Here is a 26,515-nt window from a genome sequence, read left to right as displayed (position 1 = left end):
GTCCATATTGAGATGGTGTTTAATAGACTATTTATCAATAGTAGATATACCCATAAATAATCGCTATCAAAGAATCTTATAATGAGCAAAACAGAAAGAATTTGGAACGTAATTGTTAAAGTATGGAAAGATCCAGTTTGGAGTAAAGTTATTTCAGCTGGTATAATATTGTTAGTAGCTACATTATGGACTAAATATAGTAATTACTCAGCACAGGAGGTTTATACTTTCATCGTCTCATGCCTAAAGTACGAACTACCTGTCTTTGTTTTTTTGTCAATTATAGGTCTGTTTTTTTTAACAAAGTGGTTGATTAGATTTTTTAAGAGAAATAAACATCCTATTTGGGATGAACAAGTTGGCAATTACAAGTTCGGAGAATTATATCATATTTTATTAAATCAGAATCTTCCATTTGGTACAAATGGAATGAATTGGTCAGGGCAAGAACCTCCGCAGGAAGATTTATTGAATATGTTTCATGTGTATTCTCCTTTTTTTAATAAAGGTGTTACCTTGAATGATGAGCTGAACGATGGCGGGTATTTATATGGAGTTCTCGCTCCAAAATTAGTTGGTTATGGTCTTTTGGAAAAGATTGAGACAAAGAACCTACAAATTGATGTTATGGATATTAAGTATCAAACATCGGAAGTTGGGTATAAATTTTACGCATTATTAGAAAAGTCAATTTATTTATTGTCGGGTAAGAGTCGTTAAATTCTTGTCTTATGTTTCTGATTATATTTTATTCCCTATGAGAGAGTTTGATTTCGACCCGGCATTAGAAAATTTATTTTTAAGCTTTGATTGTATTAAATGTTTCGAACGCCAACAAATTGAATTAGATATTCCTGATCAAGAAAATATTGTAGGTGACGAATTGACATCCGAAGGAATGATGTTTTGTAAATGTGGTGAAGAGTATTATTGTAAAATTTTTATCACACCTTATCAAGGTTATGGCTATATAGATGGAATCGGATCCGATTATCGCATTACTAAATTAGGGACAGACGGTTCTTTTAATGAACAACAATACGAAGCACTTATTGATGATCAATATGATGCTATAGTATCTAATACCGAATTCTATGAAACCTTTTGTGCAGAAATTAGAAGCTTAAGGGAGCTAAATGCTATCAAACTGGCCAATAATCGAGCTGATAAAGCATTAAGACGACAAATTTATATCGGTGTAATTTCATCCATGGAAACCTATTTATCAGATGCATTCATCAATACCACATTAAATTCGGATATCTTCCTCAAAAGATTTGTTGCTACATTCAAAGATTTCAAAAATGAAACAATCTCGTTAAATAAATTATATGATGAATTTGAAAAAATTAAACTCCGATGTCGACAATCAATGTTAGAAATCATATTTCACAATTTAGCTAAGGTGAAGGGAATGTATCTCGATACATTAGGAGTTGATTTTGGTAGTATTGCTGTTCCTTCTAAGGCAGTTACTAAGCGTCATGATTTAGTACATCGTAATGGCTGGACTAAAGAAAAAGATCAGATAATGGTTGACAATGATATCATTACTGATCTTATAGTAGATATTCAGTTATTTATTGATAACATCGAAGATCAATTAAAAAAACTGTAAGACTTTTTTGAAAAGTAAAACGAAGAAAATGAGCCAGAGTTTAGATCACATAAAAAAAATCTATGTTGAACAATTAGGTTTTGATCTATCAGATTCAAAACACTCGGACCACCCTTTTTTCAATAGCTATAATGAATTGCTAGCTCTTGATCCTTTATCTGAAGAATTTAATTATCTTCTATATAATAGCCTATTTGGACCAATAGACTATTTATATGAGCTAAACCTGATAGACAATTCAGCTTTTGAATTATGGAAAAATCGTCTCATTAAGAATACTAAAAATGTCTCATTTTACGGAGATCTATTTGAATTATACTTTCATTGGACTTTAGTTCAGAAAAATATCACTTTTAAAAATCGAGAGAAGCCTGATTTTTCAATTGATTACAATGGTGAAATATTTGTAGAATGTACTAGCGCGTTATTTAGTTTTACAGCTATACCTTCTGAAAAGCAAATTTTTCAAAAGATAAGAAATTCTGTAAGAGAAAAATTGGTGGTAAATTATATGAATTCATCCACTGTTTTATTTGTAGATATTACTAATCCGATTTTTCATGCTAAGAAACTCGATTTGGAAATATCCAAGCAATATTTATTTTCGATACTAGAAAATATAAATGAAGGTTTTAAAAAGAACTCACCAAAGAATTTGAAATCTTTGGGAGCAATAGTTTTTATATCTTTTGATTACTATGAAGATAAAGATGGTGAATGGAAATACCCTTGCAATATTGCACATTACTCACCTACGAAAATCGCTGACAGCAATTTGATTTCATTTTTAGAATCCAACTTCATTTTAGCTGAGTCAAAACTAGAAACCGTGAATCCAAAATTTCATCATTAATACATCAAATAATTATTGTTTCTGGTTCCATTTCCGTTCGCTCTTCTCCACAAAAATAAAAAAGCATTACGTGAGTGATGCTTTTTTATTTTTGTCACTCTGTACTCGCTCTCACACTTTCCGGGCTTTTTTCTTTTCAGAGTAAGTGTGAGAACTGAGTATGAAATCCCGGTTCGAAGAACGAATTTAGTCTCCTCCTTTGAAGGAAGGCCGAGGAGCGTGGCAAACCCAAATCTTCCGCAACTAGCCATTTTCATTCGGTTTCCGAAAATTCATAGCGGTTCAATTCCGGTTTACTCAAAAGGAGTTGTATTTCAGTGCTTTTTATAATACTGAAACTTAACAAGCTATGCTCTATAAAAGCATTTAATCCATTAAATAAAATCCAGATTACTATTAATTAGATTGTTGTATTCCATCCTAGAAAGCGGAATACATCTGGAGTCAGAAAAATAAAAAGAAAAATATTTTGACTTGATAAAAAACCAACTAAAATTAGAGGAATTTCAAATCAGAATATATCCTAAAAACATGGTTTAGAGATCATTGTTGAAAAAAAAAATAAACCTCAGACAACATTTTTATTAAAATATTTATATCTTTCAAACGTTAACAAAAATTAAAATGGGGAATCCGAAAACCATATTTAGAGTAGGAAAAAATAAAAGACCATCAAAATGAAATCAAATCTAAATGACACTTTTAAGCGTTTTCAGGAAAATGTAATTGAAACGAACAAAATCTTTGCAGGAATGGCAACAGGAGGAGAAACTGGCGCAGGACCATGTGAATCAGGATTCGTTGATAGTGCAGGTGATCCGAATACCTTTATAGAAACAGAAACTCAGTGTACAATTGATCCAGATAAGTGCGATGCATTGGCAAGAAGTATTTCTGCTTTAGAAAGATAAACAACCCGAAATTTGGTGAAATCAACTCTAGTATGAGAACTGATTTTTTTAAAAAACACCGGATAAAAACTTTTTTTTATCCGGTGTTTAAGTATTATTCATTTCATGTATTGGTAATCATTATCGTATTTTCAATACTATTTTCTTGTCAAAAGAATATGATTCGAAATTATTCCAGATATGATAAAGAAAAAGAAACAAACTACTTAAAATCAATTAATTGTATTCTTCTAATTGAAAATAAAGCCATCAATAAAGGATATTACAGAAACCTTGCAATTTACCATGCGGATAAAAACAATGACCAACCGTTATTTGAAAAGCTTCTTTTAGGAGTAAATCTTCAAGACAGTTTTTCATTAAAAAATTTAACTTCCAGAAAATACACTCATTTTCAAAATGAAATGACTGATTTTATGAAACAAATCACAACCAGTTCTAAATCATCTGATTCAAAGATTCTGAATATATTAGATTCGTGCTATTCTCTTGAGCAAAAACACCGAATAAAGATTGGAAGTGTTTATCTGAAATACAGAAAAAATGAAATTACACGAAATGAATTTGAGAAATTTTCAGACAGCATATTTCGATTGCAAAACCCCTTAGATGAAATCAGCAGTGAATTATTCTATCGAAGTATGGATACTATTGGATATGTCCCTGGCTATCGAGAGTTAAATTTAGAATATATACACATGATGTTTACTATTATCCAACATTTGGACAACAACGAAAAGAAAAAAAGACTGATTGAAGATTACTTAAATCAGGTAAAAAAAAATAATTTACCCAGTGAGTACTATGTCCAAATTGTTGACCGTTATTTGGAATCAAATAATCTGCCTTTACAATTTTTAATGACAACCAAAGCACAAAGCGGTAACCCAATTAATAGTCTTTCAAAAAAAGAATTAAAACAAATTAATATAAATAGATTATTATTTGGTTTAAAGCCATTTACATTATGAAATACTTACTATTTTTCTCAATTGAGGATGACATTACTACTCATAGAATGGTCGATTGGTGTATAAGCCTGAATGTTACACCGATCATTATTGACACTCGTAATTTGTCGAAAGTTTTGCTAAATTATTCCATTGCGAATAACATTTTTTCTTTTCAGATAAAGCATAAACGAAGTATTGTTACAGAAAAGGATGTCGTGGGATATATTTATAGAAGATCGAATGCTAGTACATTGAGTAATTATAAGTTTAGTACATTAACTCCAGAGCTCGAGGAATTTGCACAACAAGAAATCATTTCATTTAATTCGGGTTTTTTTCATGCGCTTTTTAAATACATGAAAGGTGTAAACAATTTGAACACCGCAATCAACGATAAACTGGAAACTCTTTTTCTTGCACAGGAAAGTGGTTTTAAAATTCCTGATTCACACCTTTTGACATCGAATGAAGAAGCAATAAAAATCATCAAAAAAACAGGTAAAAGATACATTACCAAGCCCATTTATAATATGGTTATGTTAAGACATAATTCAAACCATTACATGCAGTATACCACAGAGGTGAAATCTAAGCATTTCAATAAAGAAAGTGAGGTTTTCCCATTTTTGTTGCAAGAACGCATAGAAAAGAGTTTTGAGATACGCACCTTTTTTCTAAATGAAAAGGCCTTTAGTATGGCTATTTTTTCACAAGAAGATAAACAAACTTCAGAAGATTTTAGGAGATACAATACAGTGCATCCTAACAGAACAGTTCCATTTGAATTAAAAAAAGAGGATTTGCTAAAATTAAAAAAACTGATGAAGTCGCTCAATCTTAATTCTGGTTCAATCGACTTTCTCAAAAGTGAAACAGGAGAATTATATTTCTTGGAAGTTAATCCTGTGGGACAGTTTGGAATGGTTTCTGGTCCGTGTAATTATTATTTAGAGCGAGAAGTAGTTACTAATTTAGTATCAAATGAAAAAATCAATTAGTCAAATTATTAAAGATGACAAGTCCTCTCCTTTGACATTAAAGAAGATGAAAAAGAGTAAAAATGCAACTCCTAAAATGCAGTATAAAACGCTGTTTCAAGTTAGTCTTTATGAATCAAGCCAAGTCAGAGTAGTGAATTTTTATAAGCCAATCAGCAAGCTGTAAAACATGAAAGAGAACTATTTTATTTTTTTTAGTAACTGCATTCCTGTTTATGGTGTAGAATACACGGCAATTTGCGATTTTCAAAATGGCAAAATCCATCACTTTGATTCTAATTTGAAAGAGTTAATTCAGTTAATTGATTCACGAATATCCTTGAAGCAATTAGAAAACAGGTATATTGAAGAGAAAGATGGACTTGCCAATTTTCTCCATTATTTTTATGAAAAAGGAATCGGGATGTACACCAATGAAGTTGAATCCTTTCCTCGATTACCCATCCAGTGGGATCATCCCAGCAAAGTAACGAATGCTATTTTAGACTTTGGAATAGAAACAGATTATTCCGTTAAAAGTATTCTAGATGAGCTGGATTATTTTAGATGTAAACATATTCAGTTACGATTTTTTGAGGTAATTCCACTCCAAATACTCCATGATGTTTTGTCAGTATTCAAAGAATCTGACGTATTGTCCATCGATTTAATATTCAATGATGATATACCTTTATTTGAACTGAAAAAGTTGTATCTAGTCACCAGCAAAATTAATTCTGTCACTATTTTTAATGCGAAAGAAGATCAAATAGTCGGGAATTTACCTTTTTTGATCTCTTATCTAAATCGTAAAATTTCAAATGAAAAATCATGCGGACTCATCACGAAAGAGCACTTATCTACTGGTTTGCATTTATTTATGGAATCACATTTTCACAATAATTGCCTGAATAGAAAAATCAGCATTGATAAAGATGGAAATGTAAAAAACTGCCCTTCGATGAATTGGGATTATGGACGTGTTCAGACTGGAAATCTAAAAGAAAAGATCCTTCAGGCTTTGAATCATGAAGTAACTCAAATTAAAAAGTCCGAAATAGAAGTTTGCCGGGAGTGTGAATTTAGAATGGTTTGTACTGACTGCAGGGCATATCTTGAAAAACCTTCCGACATGTATTCCAAGCCTTTAAAATGCGGATATAACCCAAAAACTGGAATCTGGGAGGAATGGAGCACAAATCCAATAAAAAAAGATGCTATCGGTTTTTATGCACTAAAGCATATCATTTAACAAATCAATACCTTTCGTTATTTTCAAAGATTTAATCATCTTAATTAACTACTTTAATAATTGATATATCAATTAAATGAATGATGCTTTAATAAATAAAGAACTAAAAAATGACAATAAAAATATTTAAACCTACAAACCCTTTATTAAAAAAACACATTGAATGCTTTTACATCCTTGAAAGAACCTCTGAAGAAAACCCCGCTACTTATTTCACATTTCCCAGTATTTATACAATTGCTACTATTAGTGAGCAAACAAAAACGTTGGTTACTGAAAATAAAATAATAACAACCCATTGTCCATCTAATCCGATTGAAACCAATTTAGTATGCAATTTCAATGAACCAGTCCTTGTGAAATATGAAGGCAAAATCAATGAAATTACTACGTACTTCAAACCTCTTGGAATAAATCCTTTTATAAGAAATGATTTGAAAAATTATTCAGAAGGAACTTTTCCCGATTTTAATCCATACGATGATTATAAGGCCACTATGGCGTCCATTCTTTCAATAAAAAATCCGGATGAAAAAATCGAGAAACTAGAATGTTATTGGATTTCAAAATTGAAGCCGTTTGAAGATGTTTTGTTAGAGAATGTACTCGCCGAAATGATGGATGCAAGCAATTTAAATCAGTCGATGACGAAATTGTCTCTTAAAACCGGTCGGTCGCGAACAACCATAAACAAACATTTTGATAAACATATTTGTAAAACACCTTCTCAATTCAAAAAAATAATCAGATTTCGGGCAGCTATCCAAAGTCATCTTGAAAATAAAAATGAAATGGGGCTATCTTATAATCTAGATTATTTTGACCAGTCACATATGATTCGAGATTTTAGAAAATTAACTGGTTTTACACCCAAAGCATTTTTTTCAAAAATAGCAGAACTTGAAGAGAATCAAATAAAATGGGTATTTGTTTAATGGGTTTACAAAAATACAATTCCAACATTTTATTAAGTGATAACATTGCATCTTAATTCTATTCTTAAATAATGATGAAGTTGTGTTTGACAATAATAATGCTATTTCCAATACTGATTTTTGGACAAAAAGACATCTCAACCAATCTTGCAAAATACATGCAAGCACAGGTTGATGTAAACAATTTTAGTGGAACAGTTCTTGTCACAAAAAACGGTTCGGTTTTATTGAAAAAATCATACGGTTTAGCGGATTACGAGTGGAATATCAAAAATACCGTAAATACTAAATTTCAGTTAGCTTCGGTGACAAAACAATTTACAGCTGCTGCTATTCTCCTGTTAGTAGAAAAAGGGAAACTGTCACTGAATGATCATCTAAGTGATTTTTTTCCAGATTATCCGAAATCCGATAGCGTTACTATTCATATGTTATTAGCTCATTCTTCAGGACTTGCATTAGGGTTTAAAGATCTGGCATTAACTACCATTAGTGTTGATTCTGCTTATTCTGAAATAAAGAAAATACCTTACGATTTTTCACCAGGAACTAAAAGTGAGTATAGCAATATTGGCTATTACCTGTTAGCTAAGATTATAGAAAAGGTTTCAGGTCAAACCTATGCCGCTTTTTTAAAGGAAAATATATTTGAAAAAGTAGGAATGAATAATACAGGCGTCAGTAATAACGATTCAATAGTATCAGAAAAAGCCAAGGTATACTGTCGAACAGAAAAAGGATTCATCCAGAATCCCTATATCAATTGGGGATTTAATATAGGCCACGATGGCGTTTATTCTACCGTCGAAGATTTGGCATTATGGGACAATGCTTTGTACGGAACAACTATCCTCTCAGCAGAAATGAAAAAACGAATGTTTACACCCCATAATTCTGAAAATTGGGGGTATGGATTTATAATTAATCCATTTTATAATCACGGACATCAACTAATTGCGCATGACGGAGGTTTTTTTGGCACAATGACTTCTTTTAATCGATTTACAGATGACAAACTCTTTGTAACGGTTTTATCTAATAATGAATCTCAATCTTATATTATTGCTTACGGACTTTCCGCAATTTCTTTTCAAAAAGACGTTGAACTTCCTTACAAACATTCTCAGATCAAAATAGATACTTTACTATATGATCAATTTACAGGGAAGTATGGTGAAATCGAGATCATAAAAACGGATGGAAAACTGTACTATAATAGTTCCGAAATGGAACTCTTGCCTGAATCCAAATTAAAATTTTTCAGAGCAGACAATAACGACAGGACGATTGAATTTATTCAGGACAAATCAGGCAGCTATAGTTCTTTAATTCTAACAAAAGGTGGAGTGAAAGAAATAATAAAGAGAACTATTCAGTAAAAAGTACGAATAGCTAATAAACTTCGATCAACATATGCTGTTTTGGGACTTTCAGAAAGAAAAAATCCCCAAAGCGATGCTCCAGGGATTTGGATTTAATAAGCTTTTGGAGCTGCAACTTAACGAAAATGATCCGTTATCATCGTCACAAGGGCTTCGTCACTCATTCGGATCGAAGTGCTTTCTGTAGCCACTGCATGCTTATACTGCGGCGTGTCGGAAAGAAAGTGAATGAATTGTTCCTGAGCCTGACCAGTGCCTGTAACATGAATTTCCTCAATATTGACCATTTTCGCGGCAATTTCTTTGAAAAACTTATGCGTGAGCGCCTGTTCCTGATTATTTTCGGCATTTTCATTCGTGTTCCGATCAGCACCTGGATTGTCGACTCTTCCAAGAATCACAAATTCGGTGTCATCTTCTTCTTTACGACCAGCTATCGTTGCGTGATGAGCATCCATCCACACCCCAAATTGTTTTTTCTGTTTTCCTGACATACTGTTTTTCTTAAAGATAGTTGAATGGAATGGTGATACTCGGTTTTTTGGGATAGATTGTGAAGATTTTGTTACTCGTTCGATTCTATTGATTTTTACAAGCCGATATCATTATTCCCCAATGAATTCTAACTTTGTAATGTGGCGAAACAGAAAAATACGGAGAATAAAAAGCTTCATTCCAAATTAATGGGACAGAAGAAAAACAATAAACAGGCCGCGAAAGAGTTGAATAAACAACGACTTCGGGAATTGAATCAGTTGGCCAATAAATTGCGAAGGGGTGACCAAAATGAGACTTGAAGCTTTTAAATTTGATTCATATCAGTACTTCGAACGTTCAAAACCCACTTTTTATCATTATAATTGATTTTAAACAAACAGGTAACAATCGCCAATTAAAGAATAACCGATGAAACATTTAGCGCTACTCACACTATTCTCTTTTTCTGTATTGATTTCAGTGGCCCAAAAAGGGAAGTCTAAAAATGGGAAGGAATCAGTTTCAATAACTGAAACTTCTAATTCCAAGCCTTTTGTGCTAGGTACAATCGAAGAAATCCAATCAAAAGAGCTTTCAGAAAAAAGAACGTTGAACATTTATCTCCCAGAAGGTTATAATCCAAACGATTCAATAAAGTACCCAGTAATTTACCTACTCGACGGTTCTGCAGATGAAGATTTTATTCACATCGTTGGACTTGTTCAGTTCTTTAGTTTCGAATGGATCAACCAGCTGCCGAAGTCTATTGTAGTGGGTGTTGCAAATGTTGACCGAAAAAGAGATTTTACATTTGCATCTGATGTAAAACCAACCATTCCAACTCCAAATTCAGGGCATTCTGATAAATTCATCTCATTTATTGAAAAAGAGTTGCAGCCATTTATTGAAAATAAATACCATACAAATACCGATAAAACCATCATTGGGCAATCCTTAGGCGGATTACTTGCTACGGAAGTACTTTTGAAAAAACCGACACTCTTCAACAAATACATTATCATTAGCCCTAGTTTGTGGTGGGATAATGGTTCGCTTTTGGAATTTAATTCAACAATACTATCTGAGAGTTCAACTCAACAAACAGATATCTATATTGCTGTTGGAAAAGAAGGTATAACACCCACCAAAATTCCCCGAGTAATGGAAGTAGATGCTAATTTATTGGCGGATAAATTGAAGAAATCAAAAAGTAAAAGCGTAAATGTGTTTTTCGATTATTTGCCGTTGGAAAATCACGCTACAATTATGCATCAAGCAGTTATGAATTCGTTTCAGTTTTTGTATCCAACGTTGCAACATTAATATAGCTTATCCCTAGATTTTTTCAATGACGAAAGTTAATCACAAAACGGAAAAAATTCCTTGGCAATTCAAAAGCTTGGGGACTGAGGACTTTTTCCTTTCACATCTAAATCTCACTCACAAAAAGACTCTTTCCCTCCTACCTATTTCACAAAACAGTTTAAAAACTAAGAAGTAATCTTTACGTAAGTAAGGTATCATAATTTTCCTCCAGTATTCAAAACTGAATTTTATTCCTATATATAACCAAAAAAACGGTAACTTAATAACGCAATCTCTTTTAAGACAAAGTCAAACATGAAGACATCATTCTTTCAAAATGCAATGAGAATCTTACTGGGCTCATTTATGCTATTGGCCGGAATCGGTCACTTAACCTTTCAACGAACTGAATTCTTAGCCCAAGTTCCTAGATGGCTGCCTAATGACTCACGTTTTATGGACTTTGTTGTTTTGTCTTCTGGAATTGTGGAAATTATCCTTGGTTTAGCAATGATATTTTGGGTAAAACAAAAGATTAAGGTTGGAATAATATTGGCTATTTTCTACATACTGGTATTTCCGGGAAATATATCCCAATACACCAATGAAATTGACGCTTTTGGATTAGATACAGACCAAAAACGATTGATCCGATTATTTTTCCAACCCGTATTAATTTGTTGGGCTCTCTGGTCGACTGGAGTGATCAAAAAATGGAGAAATAAGAATTAAGTTAGATACTCCATTTTATGCTACTTATACATTGTTAGCAATCGTCTTTATTTCTTTATTAGTCGAATTACAGCTCTCAATTCTGCAGATGTTATGGTCACGAAATATACACCCGCAGGTTCTTGTATATTCAGGTTCAAGACTTGAGAATTATCGAATTCTTTTGTTTGAATGATTTTGCCATTCAAATCGGTAATGTCGATTTTTAGAGCGTAATATTTTTCACCAAGATTAACTGAAAAATTGCCCTCAGTTGGGTTTGGGGAAACTACAAGTGCATCTCCAAAATCGTTCTCCATAAGACTAACAGTTGCAATGGAAACACAGAAAGATGTGTCTACACAGCCGTTCTCCGTCAGCTTTACAGCATAGTTTCCGTTGGCAGTTGCCGTGAAGTTCTGATTTGTTTCTCCTACAATGGGAATATAGTTATTGTCGCAATTCAGCCACTGATAGCTTGCAGCAGTATTATTAGATGAAATAACAATTCCGCTCACTGATGTAGTGATATCCGAAACATTATTTATCGTTAAATCAAGAGTTACCAACGAATCACAACCAGTGGCAGCACCACCAACAATATTGAAAATTGCTGAATTGTTGCTTGCGTTATATGTATTCCCATCAATCCATGTATAACTTCCACACGCAGTTTTTGTATCTGTTCCCGTTACTGCAGTATTTAGTGTCAAATTTAATGTTGCCGTAACTAGGCACCCATTACCATTTGTATAAGTATGTATTGCTGTGTTATTATCAGTAGCGTAAGTATTCCCATCAATCCAAATGTAACTATCACACGCTGTGACAAAATCAGTTATTGATTCCGAACTAGTAATTGTTAAGTTTAAAGTAACTATACTATCACAACCATTTGAATTTGAAAGCGTATGCGATGCTGTACTATTATTTGCAATATATGTGTTCCCATCAATCCATGTATAACTTCCACAGGCAGTTTTAGTATCAATCGTTGTCTCTGCGTTTTGATTATCAAGTATAAGGTTACTATACTATCACAGCCATTTACACTTGATAAGGTATAGGTGGCTAATGTATTGTTTTCAGTATAATTAGTACCATCCATCCATGTATAACTTTCGCAAGCAGTTTGAGTATCTACACCCGTTAATTGCTCACTCACAGTGAGGTTCAATGTAACAACACTGTCGCAGCCATTGATACTAGTCATAGTATCCTTATACATTCCTGAACTCGTCAAAAGATTTCCTCCAAAATTGAAAGTAGCTCCGTAACAAATGGTCTGTACAATAGAATCATAAACTGTTTGACAAGCTGTGATTCCATTTTCTGCTGCACCTACATCTCTTATTCCAACTATGGCACCATTTTGTGCATCAGAAATATCTGCTGGATTCCCCATTCCTATTGCCACACTGCCAATACCTGGCGCCATCGTAAAAGTACTGCCACCATTGTTCTGTAAAGGTCCTAAATTTAATGCAACACTACTTACATTCGTTTGATCAGAGATAACGGTTCCTACTGGTGCATCATCAAAAATGTTATATCCGTTGCTGGTAGAAATTGAACCAAAAATAGTATTGTCTCCAACATTTCCTGCTAGGATACTACTACCTATTGTAAAGTTTGTATTAGGGGAAATATAAATTCCGCCACCATCTTCTGTATTATTGGATGAGGCCGTATTTCCATGAACGGTTGAATTAATTAGTGTTAAAGCACTATTGGCAACACCTGCACAAACAATTCCTCCGCCATAAGTTCCTGAAGTTAATGAATTCGTGGAAGCAGTATTGCCATAAATCGTACAATGATTAAGAGATAGATTAAAAATTGAAGCATTATTTCCTGTAAGGGTATAAAGACCCCCACCTGCTGCTCCTGAAGTTGAAGAAACTGCCGCATTTCCGCTAATCGTTGTATTCTTTATTGTAAAATTGGAAGAAGAGGTATTGGAATTGGAAGCGCTTCTAGCATAAATACCTCCCCCTAAACAAGTAGAAGATGTAGAAGTGGCCATATTTTCACTTATGGTTGAATTAGTGATTGTTGCAATAATCTTAGAATTGTAAGAAGATTGCGCAGCCGTAGCAAGAGAATAAATTCCACCACCATAAGTAGTTCCTGAAATTGATGAAGCTGAATTTCCCTGTATAATTGAATTGTCTATTGTCAAATTAAAATTAGATGCAGAAGAGGTATATGAAATAGAATTAGAAATAATATAAATTCCTCCTCCCTGTGCTGTGGTTGTTGAAGCTGCGGAATTTCCTTTCAGAATGGAATTCTTTAAAGTTAAACCTGAAAGAGCCGGAGAAGGAGAGTTATCAGTGGTTGCGTAAATGGCACCACCATAAGCCGCCGTTTTAGAAGAAGTTAGATTTTCAGTAAAGGAGGAATGATCTATTGTCAAATAAATATTATCCGCATAGATAGCAGCTCCAGCACCAAAGGTAGCATTGATTGAAGTATTTGAAATTGTATTAGAAACAAAAGTAGAATACGTTATTTCCAATGTAGAGAAAGCACTGGAAGATACTGTATTTGATCTGGTATAAATTGCTCCCCCAGAAGCTGAAGAATTAGAAGATTGAGCGGTATTTCCACTAAAAGTAGAATTATCTATTATTAAAGTAGTTAAGCCAGAAGAAGCATAGGCATAAACTCCCCCTCCAGTGGCCGCTGCAGTACCCGAAGATACTTTATTGTTAGTGAAAGTTGAATTAGTTATTGTCATGGTTCCGCTCACATATACTCCCCCTCCGTATGAAAGATTACCCTGTGCTAAATTTTCACTCACAATTGAATGGTCAATAGTCAAATTAGAAGTGCTAATTCCACCACCATAAGACAAATCACCAGTGGCATTAGACTTGGCTATATTTTCGGTAATAGTTGAATTACTAACGGTCAAATAAGTCGAGAATATTCCACCCCCAACCGCAGTGGAAGCTGAAGAAATAGATGTATTGTCAATGATAAGAGAATTTTTTATTGTCACGTTAAAAGCGAAAATTCCTCCCCCAGCAGTATTGGAAGCGCCTGATGCAGAATTGTTTCTAATAATGGAATTTCTTATCGTCAATAGATAGGCTTTAATCCCTCCACCCTGAGAAGAGTTAAATCCATTAACAATTGCCATTTTATCTAGAATAGTAGTGCCTCCTGTGATATTGAAAATGCGTGAACTATTATTCCCGCTAACGAAAAGTGTGTCTGTAGCAGTTATCAGGCCGATGATGGTTAAATTCTTATTATAGCTGATTTCTCCTGATGTTAATACAATACTGTTATTACCTCCTGATATTAAGTTTGGATTGAAAGTAATAGAGTCTCCACTATTTGCATCCATAACAGCCTGCCTAAGGGACCCTATTCCGGAATCATTCGTGTTTTGTACCGTAAAAACTCCCGAAAACCCTATTAAAGTTGTCAATGAGAATAAAATAAATAAGAATAGTTTTTTCATTTAGATGCTTTCTTTTTCAGTGCCAATATACGATAATATGTCTTAAAATTACAACAAGGTGATTTGTTGGAGAAATCACGTATCAACTTAAAGTAGAGAACCTTGATTCAGAAGGCGTCTATGTTTTAACATTTTAAACATCCCACTAGTCGGCAACACAAAAAATCAGTATCAATCAGTAAACAGAGAAAGTTATAACTAGAATTTACCAACAAAAAAAGAGCGCAACTGTACTACACAGTTACACTCCTTTTAACCCTTTCACTGGTTATGAAAAAAGTTGGTCAATTATCAGAAACTATCGGTACTGGTGTTGGTTACTTTTAATTTGTCATCTCCAGTAGAGATTACTTTGAATTCTGTTCTGCGGTTTTTCTGATGTTCTTCTTCCGAACAATCGGATTTGACTGTTCCTTCGCATTCGCAGCCGTTCAATAAACGGGATTCTCCGTATCCTTTACCGTAGATGCGCGCAGGATTGGTAATTCGTTTTTTGATGTACTCAGCGGACGCTTTTGCACGGTTATCGGATAACTTCATGTTGTAAGCTTTTGAAGCACGACAATCGGTATGTGCTCCCAATTCTACTACCAAATAAGGATATTTGTTCATGACTTCAACGATCTTATCCAATTCTTTGGCTGCATCGGGGCGGATTGTGAACTTGTTCAAATCGAAATTGATCGGGTTAATCTGGATCATTTCAGAAAGGTCTTTCACTTCCGGGTCCATTCCCAGGTCAAGAACGCCTTGAACATCGTATTGTCCGGGTCTGTCAAAAACCGTATTATAGGTAACCGTTTTGGAGAAATACCCTTCTTTTTTAAGAACCAGGTTATAACTTCCGCGGTCATTCAATTTCTTACCAAATAAAGCTTCTCTGAAATCTCCTGTCGCAGGTGTTTCAATTTGTTTCGATTGTCCCGTCATGTTGTCAACCAGGTAAACCTGAACTTTATCCAAAGGCGTTCCTGTTTTCTTGTCTGTGATCAAAGCATAAAGTGATAGTCCGGGATCTTTTTCCAAAACCACATCTGCGATGACTACTTGTTCATCTGTAAATGTACTTGCGGTATTCTTCCCGTCAAAATAATCTGCTTTTGATCCGCCTAACGCGTACTTTTTCTCATATTCCGCTTCAAAAGCATAAGCTCCGTTCTCATCAGCCGTGATTGTTTCAAGGACGTTTCCTTTATCGTCTTTCAGATCCACTTTTGCAAAAGGTACAATTCCCTCTTTCTTATCTTTCGCAGTTCCTTTGATGGTTACTCCAAACACGAACGGGCGAATCAACTGCACGGCATAAATATCATCACCTCCTTTCCCGCCTTCCCGGTTGGAAGAAAGAAATCCTGTTTTGAAATCCTTTGACATGTTGAATGCAAAATCATCGTACTGGCTGTTAATGGGTAATCCAAGGTTATGGATTTTCCCAATAGTTTCTCCATCAAAGAAAGCAGCGAATACGTCTAATCCTCCCAATCCGGGATGACCATTGGTTGAAAAAAACAAGCGTCCTTCGGAATCAATGAAAGGGAACATTTCCTGTCCTTCCGTATTGATTTTATTCCCCAAATTGATCATTTCCCCGAATGTTCCGTTGTCTAAAATGGCTACTTTGTAAATATCAGCGCCGCCAATTCCGCCGGGTTTATCAGATACCAGATACATCGTTTTTCCGTCAGCAGTAATGGTGGGATGTCCCACGGAATAATCCTTCGAGTTGTAAGGAAATTCTTGTTCGTTTACCAGTTTTCCCTCACTGTCAAGGTCTGCAATATATAACTTCAGGTTTTGGATCTTTTGTCCGTCACGACGCTTACTTCCTGAAGAAATGTTATTTCGTGTGAAATAAACGGTTTTCCCGTCGGGTGCAAACGCAAGCGGACCTTCGTGGAATTTGGTATTTACTTTGGAAACACGTTTCGGATCTCCCAATTTATTTTCAGGACTAACGGAAACGTGGTATAAATCCAGGAATCTTCTTGAATCCCATGACCACTCATTTTTGACAAATGCTCTTTTCTTTCTTGCTGTAATAAAATACACCTGGTTTTGCGCCGGATTGTAATATCCTCCGAAATCAGCTGATGCAGTATTCAAAGCCAGGTTCTCCAATGAAAAGAAGGCTTGATTTTTCTCGATTTTTGATTTGTAGCTTGTATTCGACAGGAACAATTGGCTTCTTACGTCGGCAGTGACAGACTGGCTGTATTTATTCATCCACTTATCACTTTCCGGATAATTTCCTGTCTGCTTTAAAACGTAGGCATAATTGTAATAATCGTCCTGCTTCGCTTCGGAAGATTCGATCATCTTACTGTAATAATCAACCGATTTGGTATAATTATCCATTTTCAGGTAACTGTAAGCCAATTTACTTTTCAGTTTGGGGCTGTCAACCTCGGAACCGATTAATTCTTCGTATAATTCGGCAGCATAAGCATAAGATAACCTGTTGAAATAATTGTCCGCCTTTTTCAGTTTCCCTGATTGCCCAAATACTGACAATGAAACACTGCAAATAATTGCTAATATGATTGTTTTCATGTTTGTGTTTTAGTTGATTAGAAATAACGAGGTGAACGAATACCTTCTTTTTTGAAGACGAAATCGTAAGATACCATGAGTTCAAATGATCCGTCATTGTAGTTTCTCAATTTCTGAGTTCCGAAATCGCTGGCTATTCCAACTTTAAACTGGGGAGAAAGCTGTACTTGAACAAAAGCTCCGAAAGCAGCCATTAAGCGGTAATTTGCTCCAAACCACACTTTTTCATTGTAGATTGCAGCCAAAGTCAAATCGAGACTCAAAGGAGAACCCTCCGTGATCTTCACCAATGAGGATGGTCTCAGTTTCCATTTGTTTGCCAGGCCGATAACTCCTCCTATCGTTCCGAAATAGTGACGACGCTCTAAGTTGGTCTTACTGACCTCATCGTAACTCTTCTCCAGGATTTTCGGCGTACTTATTCCAATGAAAAATTTGGGAGTATGGTAGTAAATCCCCACTCCAAAGTTCGGATTCACGTTGTTCCGGATGTTTTGCAGTAATTTGGGATCATCCGGGTTACCCGAATTTAATCCGTCTCTTCCGATATTGATCAGGTTAATTCCTCCTTTGACTCCAAATGCAAGTTTTCCCTTGTGTTTTTTGAATTTAATCGTGTAAGAAGCATCCGCATAAATCATGGTTTGGTTCATCGGCCCAACGTTGTCGTTTACGGCTGTCAAACCCAATCCTACCGATTCATAGGACAAAGGCGAATGCATACTGAATGTAGAAGAGCGTGGTCTTCCGTCAAATCCGACCCATTGCTCCCTGTGAATCCCGGTAAGGTTTAACATTCCGCGGCTACCTGCATAGGCAGGATTAATAAACAGCATGTTGTCAAAATACTGTGTATAATGAGGATCCTGCTGTGCACTTGCACTGGTACTTCCAAGAAGTACCAGTGTGAAACAAGCTACTAAAAACTTTATTGTTTTCATTTTTTCAATTTTGAAAAATTTCTATTCTTAACGCTGGATATATACATACCCTTTTAATACTCCTGCAGCTGCATCTTTTGTATCCAATACATAGAAGTAGGTTCCTGTTGGCAGTTCTTCTCCGCCTACATTCAGCTTACTGTCAGATGTACCGCCCCAAGTATTCAAATACTTGTCTGCTGAGTATACCAGGTTCCCCCAGCGGTTATAAATCATCAATTGGTTTTCCGGGTATTTTTCAATTCCTTCAATTACCCATACTTCATTGATCCCGTCTCCATCCGGAGTAAACGCATTCGGTACGGTAATACCACAGCTTTTCGGATCACATGAATCAAGCGGATTGGAACCTGCGGATACTTCTTCCCCGTTCGTAATTCCGTCACCATCACAGTCTGCATTGTTCCATGCTGTTCCAGGCGTTACCGTTTGATTTGCCAGGATAAAATCACACGGATTGTTTGGATTCGTACCGTTTGTTACTTCAGTGCCGTTAATGACACCATCGCCGTCACAGTCAACTGTATTCCAATCTCCTCCTTGTGTGAGCGTAACGTTTGTTCCTGTGTAATCACAAGGATTATCAGGATTCGTTCCATCCGTTACTTCTTGTCCGTTTGTAACTCCGTCTCCGTCACAATCTGCATTACTCCAAATTGTTCCTGGTGTCACTGTTTGACTTGCTGATGTAAAGTCACATGGATTGTTCGGATCAGTACCATCTGTTACTTCCGTACCATTGATTACTCCATCTCCGTCACAATCTCCGTTATTCCAAGCCGTACCTGGTGTTACCGTTTGACTTGCTACTGTTAAGTCACATGGATTGTTCGGATCAGTGCCATCTGTTACTTCCGTACCATTGGTTACTCCGTCACCGTCACAATCTGCGCTATTCCAAGCAATATTTGGTGTTACAGTCTGACTTGCCAATGTGAAATCACAAGGATTATTAGGATCAGTGCCGTCTGTTACTTCTGTACCATTGGTTACTCCGTCACCGTCACAATCTGCGTTGTTCCAAATTGTTCCTGGTGTTACTGTCTGATTGGCTACTGTCAAGTCACAAGGGTTATTCGGATCAGTACCGTCTGTTACTTCCGTACCATTGGTTACTCCGTCACCGTCACAATCGCCGTTATTCCAGGCAGTAGTTGGTGTTACGGTCTGATTTGCTACTGTTAAGTCACATGGATTGTTCGGATCTGTACCATCTGTTACTTCCGTGCCATTTGTTACACCGTCTCCGTCACAATCTGCATTATTCCACGCAGTATTTGGCGTTACAGTCTGATTTGCTAATGTCAGGTCACACGGATTGTTCGGATCTGTACCATCTGTTACTTCCGTACCATTTGTTACGCCGTCTCCATCACAATCTGCATTATTCCAAGCAGTAGCTGGTGTTAGGGTTTGGCTCGCCAATGTGAAATCACATGGATCGCTCGGGTCAGTACCGTCTGTTAATTCATTTCCGTTCGTAACTCCATCGCCGTCACAATCTTTTGAAGGATCAGATAAACATGGTGTCACTGTAATAATAATCATTGCAGTATCGCATAATACCGGCATTCCTGTATCACAAATCGAGTAGATCAAGGTATCGTTTCCGTTGAACCCGGGATTTGGAGTGTAAGTCACTTCGCCTGTTACAGGGTCAATTGTTACCGTACCGTTTGACGGCGGAGTTACAACCGTTACACTGGTATTATCCAGGTTTCCATCCGAATCTGTATCGTTTGAAGGAACATCGATTACCACCGGAGTATTCTCATCAGTCGTTGCTGTATCTTCGTTCGCTACCGGAGCGTCATTGACCGGAGTTACCGTAATAATAACGAATGTCGTATCACAGATTACCGGCATTCCCGTATCACATATAGAATAAATCAAGGTATCATTCCCGCTGAACCCGGAATCCGGAGTGTAAGTCACTTCACCCGTTACCGGATCAATTGTTACCGTACCGTTTGACGGAGGAGTTACTACCGTTACACTGGTATTATCCAGGTTTCCGTCAACATCCGTATCATTTGAAGGAACATCGATTACCACCGGGGTGTCCTCATTAGTCGTTGCTGCATCTTCATTTGCCACAGGACCATCATTCACCGGAGTTACGGTGATAATCACCAATGCTGTATCACATACCACCGGCATTCCGGTATCACAGATTGAATAGATCAAGGTATCGTTCCCGTTAAAGTTCGCATCCGGAGTATAAGTAATCTCACCTGTTACAGGGTCAATCGTCACCGTACCGTTTGACGGAGGATTTACAACTGTTACGCTGGTGTTATCCAAATTCCCGTCAACATCTGTATCGTTTGAAGGAACATCAATCACAACCGGAGTATCCTCATTGGTTGTCGCTGTATCTTCATTAGCTACCGGAGGATGATTCACCGCATTTACGGTAATAACAACAATCGCTGTATCACACAATACTGGCATTCCCGTATCACAAATCGAGTAAATCAACGTATCTGTTCCGCTGAAGCCAGAATCCGGAGTGTAAGTCACTTCGCCTGTTACTGGATCAATTGTTACCGTACCGTTTGAAGGAGGAGTTACAACTGTTACACTGGTGTTATTCAAATTCCCGTCAACATCTGTATCATTGGAAGGAACATTGATCACAACCGGAGTGTCCTCACTAGTCGTTGCTGTATCTCCATTTGCTACAGGAGCATCATTCACCGGAGTTACCGTAATAATCACCAATGCTGTGTCGCATAAAACCGGCATTCCAGTATCACAAATCGAGTAGATTAGGGTATCGATCCCGTTAAAGTTCGGATTCGGCGTATAAGTGATCTCACCTGTAACCGGATTCACTGTAACCGTACCGTTTGATGGCTGATTAACAACTGTTACACTGGTGTTATCCAAATTGCCGTTATCGTCCGTATCGTTTGAAGGTACATTTATTGTAATTGGCGTATCTTCATTGGTAGTTCCTGCATTCCCGTTTGCTACCGGAGGACAATTGGTTCCTGTTACTGGCAATGTAATATGCGTTGTATTGTATTCACATGCATTTAAAGGGTTCGTGCCGTCCGTAACTTCCGTACTGTTTGCTACTCCGTCACCATCACAATCACCGTTATTCCAGGAAATGTCAGGCATTACGCTTTGGCTTGCCAAAACAAAATCACACGGGTTATTCGGATCAGTTCCGTCTGAAACCTCCTCTCCGTTTGTTACTCCGTCGCCATCACAATCTCCGCTCAACCACGATCCGCTTTGAGAAAGTGTAATGCTTGCAACTTGCAATTCACATGGGTCCAATGGATCCGTTCCGTCTGTAACTTCCTGTTCATTCGTTACACCATCACCATCGCAATCTGCAGTGTTCCATGCCGCGCTCGGTGTACCCTGGCTTGCCAAGGTAAAATTACACGCATTTCCCGGATCGGTTCCGTCTGTGATCTCCTGGCCATTTGTTACTCCATCTCCGTCACAGTCGCCTGCAAGGTCTGTCAGAATATCTACATCCACTAAGAAATCTTCTACTTCACCGTGAATAACCGGTCCAAAACTTCTTTCATCGATTGCTGCAGTTGCAGGATTGTCGGTTAGTGTTTCAGTTGTTATTCTGACACGTGCATATTTATTTCCACAAGAAGTTGAAATACTGTTCCACAAAATATTGGTTGTCTGAGAACTAGCAGCTGAAGGAGCTGAGGTAGTAAAAACCTCATTGGCAGAGAATACACCATCGTTATTCCAGTCAACCCAGGCATAAATATTGGCGCTGGTTCCCGAATTATTTGTAAATGTGAGTGTCGTTGAGAAGTTCGGATTCACAGTTGCATGTGACAAAGGCGTTACTAATCCATCTTCATCCGCTCCGTCACCATTTGTACCTGTATTATTTGCGCCAGGTGCAACTTTATTACTTAATCCGTTATCCGGATCCGGCTGCGTTGCTCCCAGGTAGATATCATCTCCACACATGTAATAGTGTGCCGCAGGATTCCCGCTTTCATAAGAAAAAGGTACATCTCCTGCATCGTAAGTACTGGAACCACAAATCAAACCTACTGGTGTATTTGCACAGTCAAATGTTGCCACAGTGCTCGTTGCAGATACACCATCTCCCATTGAACCGTCTATTTTATGTCCCATGTAGCAATATCTTTCGGCACATAATTTCATAATAGCCGTAGTATGCCCACCGATTTCCACATAAGTTGCGTGGTCTGTTCCTTGTATAAATCCGTTGGGAACTTTTGGCAATGTATGATTACCTGTTCCTCCAGGTACCCCAATCATTTCGTTGTTGTTTGAACCCCAAGACCACAATTCGCCATTGGAGAGAATCACCGACACCGAAGCATTGGGTGTTCCCGGTGATCCGTCGTTGTCATTTGCAGAAACAAAAATAACGTTTACAAGATCTGCCGTATTGGTTGAGTTCCTTACAGGTACCCATCCTGTAGAGTTTGTTGTATTTCCTTGTCCGAGCTGTCCGTTTCCGTTACTTCCCATTGCATATAGTTTGTTATCTGCAGGGTTGATAGCGTAATAAGTAGCTCTATTACTGGCATCGTTCCAAGTATTGTTGCCAAAATCAGCAGTCATTGCAATCATAACAGGAAGACTTGAAAACGGCGTCGTCATAGCAACAGCACGATTGTAAGTAGTAACAGCTGAACCATCTCCTCGATAACATCTAGGTCCCCAAGTGTACCACTGTCCAGTAGAAGTGATAGCAAAAGCCCCCGCAGGAGTAACCCGGATATCAACCACTCCCGTAAGCGGAGGGTTTCCTGTTATATCTCTGGTTACTCTTGCCCAATAATTCTCTGCAGCTCCTGGTAATACTCCTCCGTTTCCATGAATAGCATCATTACGACCACTTACATATACTTCTCCAGAATGTGTAAGTAATACCAATGCTCCCCAAGAAGCAATCATATTTTTAATATCACCCGGAACAATTCCGACCGGCATGGAGATTTGTGCAAATCCCGCAACATTATCCAATCCTGTTCCTATAGCAACGTTATTAGCTCCCCATGAGTAAAGTCCGTCTGTTGACATCACGAAAACTTGTGTTGTAGTTGAGGACTGAGTAGCTAAGGTTGCAAAAAGCGGAGCTCCCGTATAGTTGTAATGTTGTGCCGGAATTCCCGCATTCGGTTCGATGACCACAGGTGTTAAATGCCTTGCTGCGGCAGCTCCGTTTCCATTTGCTGTTGAACCCGCACCCCAAATAAGGAAAGTCCCATCAGGACGGGAAGCGATCGTGGTATGAAAACCAGATTGGATTTGATCGTAAGGCTGAAGCGGATTACAACCCGAAGATTGTGCCAGGACGTCAGCCGCAAAAAAAGTAAGATACCCGGCACCAATCAGTGCAGAGTAAAGCCTGGTTTTATTGAAAAGGATTTTCTTTCTCATTTTTAGTTCGTAATTGAGTAGGTAAAAAAGACGGCTTCTCCCTTCGCATCGTAAACACGAAACTGGATGTTCCCTTTTGTGGGAACTGCTCCCGATAATTCGAATGAAAGTTCATTCAGACCATCTTTCAATACAGCTTTGTCGTTTGTCATGCGGGAAGAAACATTGGCAATGCCTGTTGTCTGTACTTCACGCATGGAATAGTCGTATGCTTTTCCATCATAGGTTTTCACCGTTACAGGAACCTTCATTACAATCCCCGATGCATCTCCTGTTTTGAGCTGCTTTGAGAATGCGATGTGCTCCAGGTCAAAGGTCATTCGGGCACTGCTTACTTCTACAGTAACTGTTTCCGTTTTACCTGGATGATTTCCATGAGCAGGAATGTCGAATGTAATCTGGTATTTTCCAGGTTGAGCGAAAACCAGCTTTCCCGTAATTTTTCCCGTTCCTGATACTTTACTTACCCCCGATTGCGGAGCAACTCTCCATGAAATGGATAAAGAAAGATCCGTAGTAACTCCCGCTTCTATTGCATCACCAAAAGAAATTGAGTAGTGGCTTTGAAGGATACTTACATCATCTTCACACAAAAAAGTAGTCTGGGTATCATTTCCAGATGCAAATAAGCATATCCAGAAGAACCCCAGCACGGTGAATAGTTTTTTCATCATTAAAAAAATTATTTTTAGTTATTGTTTTAAAATAGGGTGCGAAGATAGATCTCAAGATATGCTCATTACTGATAGATGTATGTTCGTATTCGGGAATTTAAACAGCGTAAAACTCCCTGTAAAAAATTCTTAATCCTTCAAAAAGAATGACTTAACTTGCTAATAAATCGCATTTAAAATCTAACCTTAAGTTGCTTAGGAATGTGTATTGTCTTTATACTAACTGGTACAAATAATAGCCTGAACTAATCTAAAAATAGTAGTCAAAAAAATTTCACATAACAAAAAAGACCATTCATGAGAGTGAACAGTCTTCCTGTATATTAATTAATAAATTATCCGAAATGTCTGATAATAGTTCCTGCGAAATCTTACTAAGCTGATTTACTTTCTTCCAGGTATGCTAAAAAAGTAGATGGTGAAAAACCTGTTATAGCTTTAAAAACAGCTGAGAATTTACTATGGGATGAGAAGCCACATTCTTCTGCAAGAACACTTAGTTTATAATTTTTGAACCTTTCGTCCTGCTCAATTTTTTCAATAATGTATTTGATACGGAGCTCATTGATATAGGTATTAAAATCCTTATTCAAATAGGTGTTCAATACATGGGAAAGATATTTCGTATTGGTCTTGAGCATTCCTGCAAGAATTGGAAGTGAAATCTGTTTATCAGTATATTTATTTCCTCTTTCAAAATCTTTCAAGTCCTTTAAAATCTTTGCTTCAATAGCATCTGACATGATTTTTCGATTGGGATCTTTCCTTTCTGAAACAGCAATTACGGTTTGCTCCTGCTCTTTTTCGAATTGAGCTTGTCTCATTCTACTCATCACTTCTCTGAAACGTTCGCGCTCATGTTTCCGACTTCTTCTTTGCCAGATAAAAGTAAGAACAATTAAAATACTCAGTACAATGGATACAATCAACAACACATTTCGATTCTGTGCAAGTATTTTTCCTTTTGATTTGGTAGTATTAACAAAATCGGTAATCGATTCTTTCTTCTTTTTTTCGCTTAGAGCAAGCGCTTCAACATACTTGTCATTATATTTCGCATACTTTACAATGTCTTTTGAAAGCTGATAATAATCGGCCAATGTTTTGTATACTTCAATTTTTAGTTCCAAATAATCTGAGTTTTCAACAATTTCCTCTGCTTTCAGTAAATTTTCAAATGCAATGGTCATCTCCTTCTTCTCCAGATGAACTCTTCCCAATCCACTGTAAATGAATCCACTTAGCATGGCATTTTCCTGAGTCACTTTTGTCAGTTTACCGAGCGCTTTGTTATAATGTTCGGAAGCTTCATCCCATTTATTTAAGCCGATACAAACACGTCCGAGAAGCTGCTCATTGGTAGCCAAAAAGTAATCCCGGTCTTGTTCACTGTAAACCAATTGATTAAAATAATCATCTGCACTCTTGGCTGCTTTATATGCCTTTTTATACTGCTCGTATTCAATCTCATAATAAGCTGTTTCCTGATAAATCATTCCAAGATAAAGCTTCTTCATCTGCTCATTTTCAATTTTATGACTGACATTTTTACCTTTTTCAAGGTATTCCTCGCCTTCTTCATACAATCCCATTATTCGGTATTGCGTAGATAAGAAGCCAGCTATCCTTGCTTCCCAATCATAATTCTTGTGCTTGACAGCAATAGAATCTGCCTTTACTGCATATTGAACCGATTTTTTAATATCTCCTTTTTGCTGAAATAAAGAGGAAGAAAGCATTAAAGCTTTCAATTGATGAATAGCCAATTTTGAATGCTTATGCAATGAATCTGCAATCCTGATCGCCTTATTGATGTCTCCCGCAGCAGTATTTACTGCTGTTGCAAAATAAATACTATCAAATTTACGATTGATATCGGTGTCTTTTTGAGCAATCACACTGCTTATTGACAAACAACTAAATAGAAGTGTTTTAATAAATTTCATGATTTTTTCAAACAATAAATGACACAATTAGCTTAGTGTTTTTGGGGAAACAAAATTAGCAAAAACTCCCTATTAAGTGTTAAGCTATTTAGCTTAATCAAAAATCATAGGGATTACAATTGAATCCTATTTTTATTTTGTTCGAT

Annotated in this window: 19 protein-coding genes; 11 read left to right on the top strand and 8 right to left on the bottom strand. The window is 36.8% G+C overall.

What is annotated here, in order from left to right:
• Positions 1-81 precede the first annotated feature (81 nt).
• From FLUTA_RS16850 to FLUTA_RS16800, 9 genes are all read left to right on the top strand, one after another.
• Positions 82-720 (top strand): hypothetical protein, encoded by a 639-nt coding sequence (locus FLUTA_RS16850; protein ID WP_013688109.1) that lies wholly within the window; start codon positions 82-84, stop codon positions 718-720.
• A 37-nt stretch (positions 721-757) separates the two neighbouring features.
• Positions 758-1,618, top strand: a complete 861-nt coding sequence (locus tag FLUTA_RS16845) for a hypothetical protein (protein WP_043023903.1) — start codon at positions 758-760, stop codon at positions 1,616-1,618.
• A 28-nt stretch (positions 1,619-1,646) separates the two neighbouring features.
• Positions 1,647-2,471, top strand: a complete 825-nt coding sequence (locus FLUTA_RS16840; RefSeq protein WP_013688107.1) for a hypothetical protein — start codon at positions 1,647-1,649, stop codon at positions 2,469-2,471.
• Between the two features lie 677 nt (positions 2,472-3,148).
• Positions 3,149-3,382, top strand: a complete 234-nt coding sequence (locus FLUTA_RS16830) for a hypothetical protein (RefSeq protein WP_013688106.1) — start codon at positions 3,149-3,151, stop codon at positions 3,380-3,382.
• A gap of 158 nt (positions 3,383-3,540) precedes the next feature.
• Positions 3,541-4,353 (top strand): hypothetical protein, encoded by an 813-nt coding sequence (locus FLUTA_RS16825; protein WP_013688105.1) that lies wholly within the window; start codon positions 3,541-3,543, stop codon positions 4,351-4,353.
• On the top strand, positions 4,350-5,333 hold the full coding sequence (gene gwsG / locus FLUTA_RS20985; RefSeq protein WP_013688104.1) for a grasp-with-spasm system ATP-grasp peptide maturase: 984 nt from the start codon (positions 4,350-4,352) through the stop codon (positions 5,331-5,333). Before FLUTA_RS16825 ends, gwsG begins: the two co-directional genes overlap by 4 nt.
• Before the next feature lie 169 nt (positions 5,334-5,502).
• Complete coding sequence (gene gwsS / locus FLUTA_RS16810; RefSeq protein WP_013688102.1) at positions 5,503-6,564, top strand: grasp-with-spasm system SPASM domain peptide maturase; 1,062 nt, start codon at positions 5,503-5,505, stop codon at positions 6,562-6,564.
• Positions 6,565-6,674: 110 nt separating this feature from the next.
• The gene (locus FLUTA_RS16805; RefSeq protein WP_013688101.1) at positions 6,675-7,499 is read left to right on the top strand and encodes a helix-turn-helix domain-containing protein; all 825 of its coding nucleotides are present in this window, start codon (positions 6,675-6,677) and stop codon (positions 7,497-7,499) included.
• A 98-nt stretch (positions 7,500-7,597) separates the two neighbouring features.
• A complete protein-coding gene (locus tag FLUTA_RS16800) occupies positions 7,598-8,878 on the top strand; it encodes a serine hydrolase domain-containing protein (RefSeq protein ID WP_169312098.1) in 1,281 nt (426 codons plus the stop codon).
• A 119-nt stretch (positions 8,879-8,997) separates the two neighbouring features.
• Here the strand turns inward: FLUTA_RS16800 and FLUTA_RS16795 are convergent, their stop codons facing one another.
• Complete coding sequence (locus FLUTA_RS16795; protein WP_013688099.1) at positions 8,998-9,375, bottom strand: hypothetical protein; 378 nt, start codon at positions 9,373-9,375, stop codon at positions 8,998-9,000.
• Positions 9,376-9,787: 412 nt separating this feature from the next.
• Here FLUTA_RS16795 and FLUTA_RS16790 point away from each other — a divergent pair, with 412 nt between their 5' ends.
• On the top strand, positions 9,788-10,681 hold the full coding sequence (locus FLUTA_RS16790; protein WP_013688098.1) for an alpha/beta hydrolase: 894 nt from the start codon (positions 9,788-9,790) through the stop codon (positions 10,679-10,681).
• A gap of 297 nt (positions 10,682-10,978) precedes the next feature.
• Entirely contained in the window at positions 10,979-11,395 is a 417-nt protein-coding gene (locus FLUTA_RS16785; protein ID WP_013688097.1) for a DoxX family protein, read from the top strand.
• 47 nt (positions 11,396-11,442) lie between these two features.
• Here FLUTA_RS16785 and FLUTA_RS16780 read toward each other — a convergent pair whose 3' ends face one another.
• From FLUTA_RS16780 to FLUTA_RS16750, 7 genes are all read right to left on the bottom strand, one after another.
• Positions 11,443-12,087, bottom strand: coding sequence for a T9SS type A sorting domain-containing protein (locus FLUTA_RS16780; protein WP_013688096.1), 645 nt, complete (start codon positions 12,085-12,087; stop codon positions 11,443-11,445).
• A gap of 164 nt (positions 12,088-12,251) precedes the next feature.
• Positions 12,252-14,849: a beta strand repeat-containing protein gene (locus FLUTA_RS16775; protein WP_013688095.1), complete on the bottom strand. Its 2,598-nt coding sequence runs from the start codon at positions 14,847-14,849 to the stop codon at positions 12,252-12,254.
• Between the two features lie 291 nt (positions 14,850-15,140).
• Positions 15,141-17,399, bottom strand: a complete 2,259-nt coding sequence (locus FLUTA_RS20980) for an OmpA family protein (RefSeq protein ID WP_013688094.1) — start codon at positions 17,397-17,399, stop codon at positions 15,141-15,143.
• A 17-nt stretch (positions 17,400-17,416) separates the two neighbouring features.
• On the bottom strand, positions 17,417-18,340 hold the full coding sequence (locus FLUTA_RS16765) for a PorP/SprF family type IX secretion system membrane protein (RefSeq protein ID WP_013688093.1): 924 nt from the start codon (positions 18,338-18,340) through the stop codon (positions 17,417-17,419).
• A 27-nt stretch (positions 18,341-18,367) separates the two neighbouring features.
• Positions 18,368-23,749 carry a tandem-95 repeat protein gene (locus FLUTA_RS16760; protein WP_013688092.1) on the bottom strand — a complete coding sequence of 1,794 codons (5,382 nt, stop codon included), beginning with the start codon at positions 23,747-23,749 and terminating at the stop codon, positions 18,368-18,370.
• A gap of 2 nt (positions 23,750-23,751) precedes the next feature.
• Positions 23,752-24,423 carry a hypothetical protein gene (locus FLUTA_RS16755; protein WP_043023901.1) on the bottom strand — a complete coding sequence of 224 codons (672 nt, stop codon included), beginning with the start codon at positions 24,421-24,423 and terminating at the stop codon, positions 23,752-23,754.
• Between the two features lie 374 nt (positions 24,424-24,797).
• Positions 24,798-26,369, bottom strand: a complete 1,572-nt coding sequence (locus tag FLUTA_RS16750; RefSeq protein WP_013688090.1) for a helix-turn-helix domain-containing protein — start codon at positions 26,367-26,369, stop codon at positions 24,798-24,800.
• Positions 26,370-26,515: the final 146 nt, after the last annotated feature.

Origin of the sequence: Fluviicola taffensis DSM 16823 (assembly GCF_000194605.1) — a bacterium.
Lineage (GTDB): Bacteria > Bacteroidota > Bacteroidia > Flavobacteriales_D > Crocinitomicaceae > Fluviicola > Fluviicola taffensis.
Note: the sequence above shows the minus strand (reverse complement) of the source record. Positions and strands in the feature narration are given on the sequence as shown.

Bases quoted from the DNA above. Each gene is read 5' to 3' on its own strand.
- FLUTA_RS16790 (WP_013688098.1), top strand. From the start codon at position 9,788: ATGAAACATTTAGCGCTACTCACACTATTCTCTTTTTCTGTATTGATT.
- FLUTA_RS16800 (WP_169312098.1), top strand. From the start codon at position 7,598: ATGCTATTTCCAATACTGATTTTTGGACAAAAAGACATCTCAACCAAT.
- FLUTA_RS16785 (WP_013688097.1), top strand. From the start codon at position 10,979: ATGAAGACATCATTCTTTCAAAATGCAATGAGAATCTTACTGGGCTCA.
- FLUTA_RS16755 (WP_043023901.1), bottom strand. From the start codon at position 24,423: ATGATGAAAAAACTATTCACCGTGCTGGGGTTCTTCTGGATATGCTTA.
- FLUTA_RS16805 (WP_013688101.1), top strand. From the start codon at position 6,675: ATGACAATAAAAATATTTAAACCTACAAACCCTTTATTAAAAAAACAC.
- FLUTA_RS16840 (WP_013688107.1), top strand. From the start codon at position 1,647: ATGAGCCAGAGTTTAGATCACATAAAAAAAATCTATGTTGAACAATTA.
- FLUTA_RS16830 (WP_013688106.1), top strand. From the start codon at position 3,149: ATGAAATCAAATCTAAATGACACTTTTAAGCGTTTTCAGGAAAATGTA.
- FLUTA_RS16775 (WP_013688095.1), bottom strand. From the start codon at position 14,849: ATGAAAAAACTATTCTTATTTATTTTATTCTCATTGACAACTTTAATA.
- FLUTA_RS16765 (WP_013688093.1), bottom strand. From the start codon at position 18,340: ATGAAAACAATAAAGTTTTTAGTAGCTTGTTTCACACTGGTACTTCTT.
- FLUTA_RS16845 (WP_043023903.1), top strand. From the start codon at position 758: ATGAGAGAGTTTGATTTCGACCCGGCATTAGAAAATTTATTTTTAAGC.
- gwsG (WP_013688104.1), top strand. From the start codon at position 4,350: ATGAAATACTTACTATTTTTCTCAATTGAGGATGACATTACTACTCAT.
- FLUTA_RS16850 (WP_013688109.1), top strand. From the start codon at position 82: ATGAGCAAAACAGAAAGAATTTGGAACGTAATTGTTAAAGTATGGAAA.
- FLUTA_RS16795 (WP_013688099.1), bottom strand. From the start codon at position 9,375: ATGTCAGGAAAACAGAAAAAACAATTTGGGGTGTGGATGGATGCTCAT.
- gwsS (WP_013688102.1), top strand. From the start codon at position 5,503: ATGAAAGAGAACTATTTTATTTTTTTTAGTAACTGCATTCCTGTTTAT.
- FLUTA_RS20980 (WP_013688094.1), bottom strand. From the start codon at position 17,399: ATGAAAACAATCATATTAGCAATTATTTGCAGTGTTTCATTGTCAGTA.
- FLUTA_RS16825 (WP_013688105.1), top strand. From the start codon at position 3,541: ATGATTCGAAATTATTCCAGATATGATAAAGAAAAAGAAACAAACTAC.
- FLUTA_RS16760 (WP_013688092.1), bottom strand. From the start codon at position 23,749: ATGAGAAAGAAAATCCTTTTCAATAAAACCAGGCTTTACTCTGCACTG.
- FLUTA_RS16750 (WP_013688090.1), bottom strand. From the start codon at position 26,369: ATGAAATTTATTAAAACACTTCTATTTAGTTGTTTGTCAATAAGCAGT.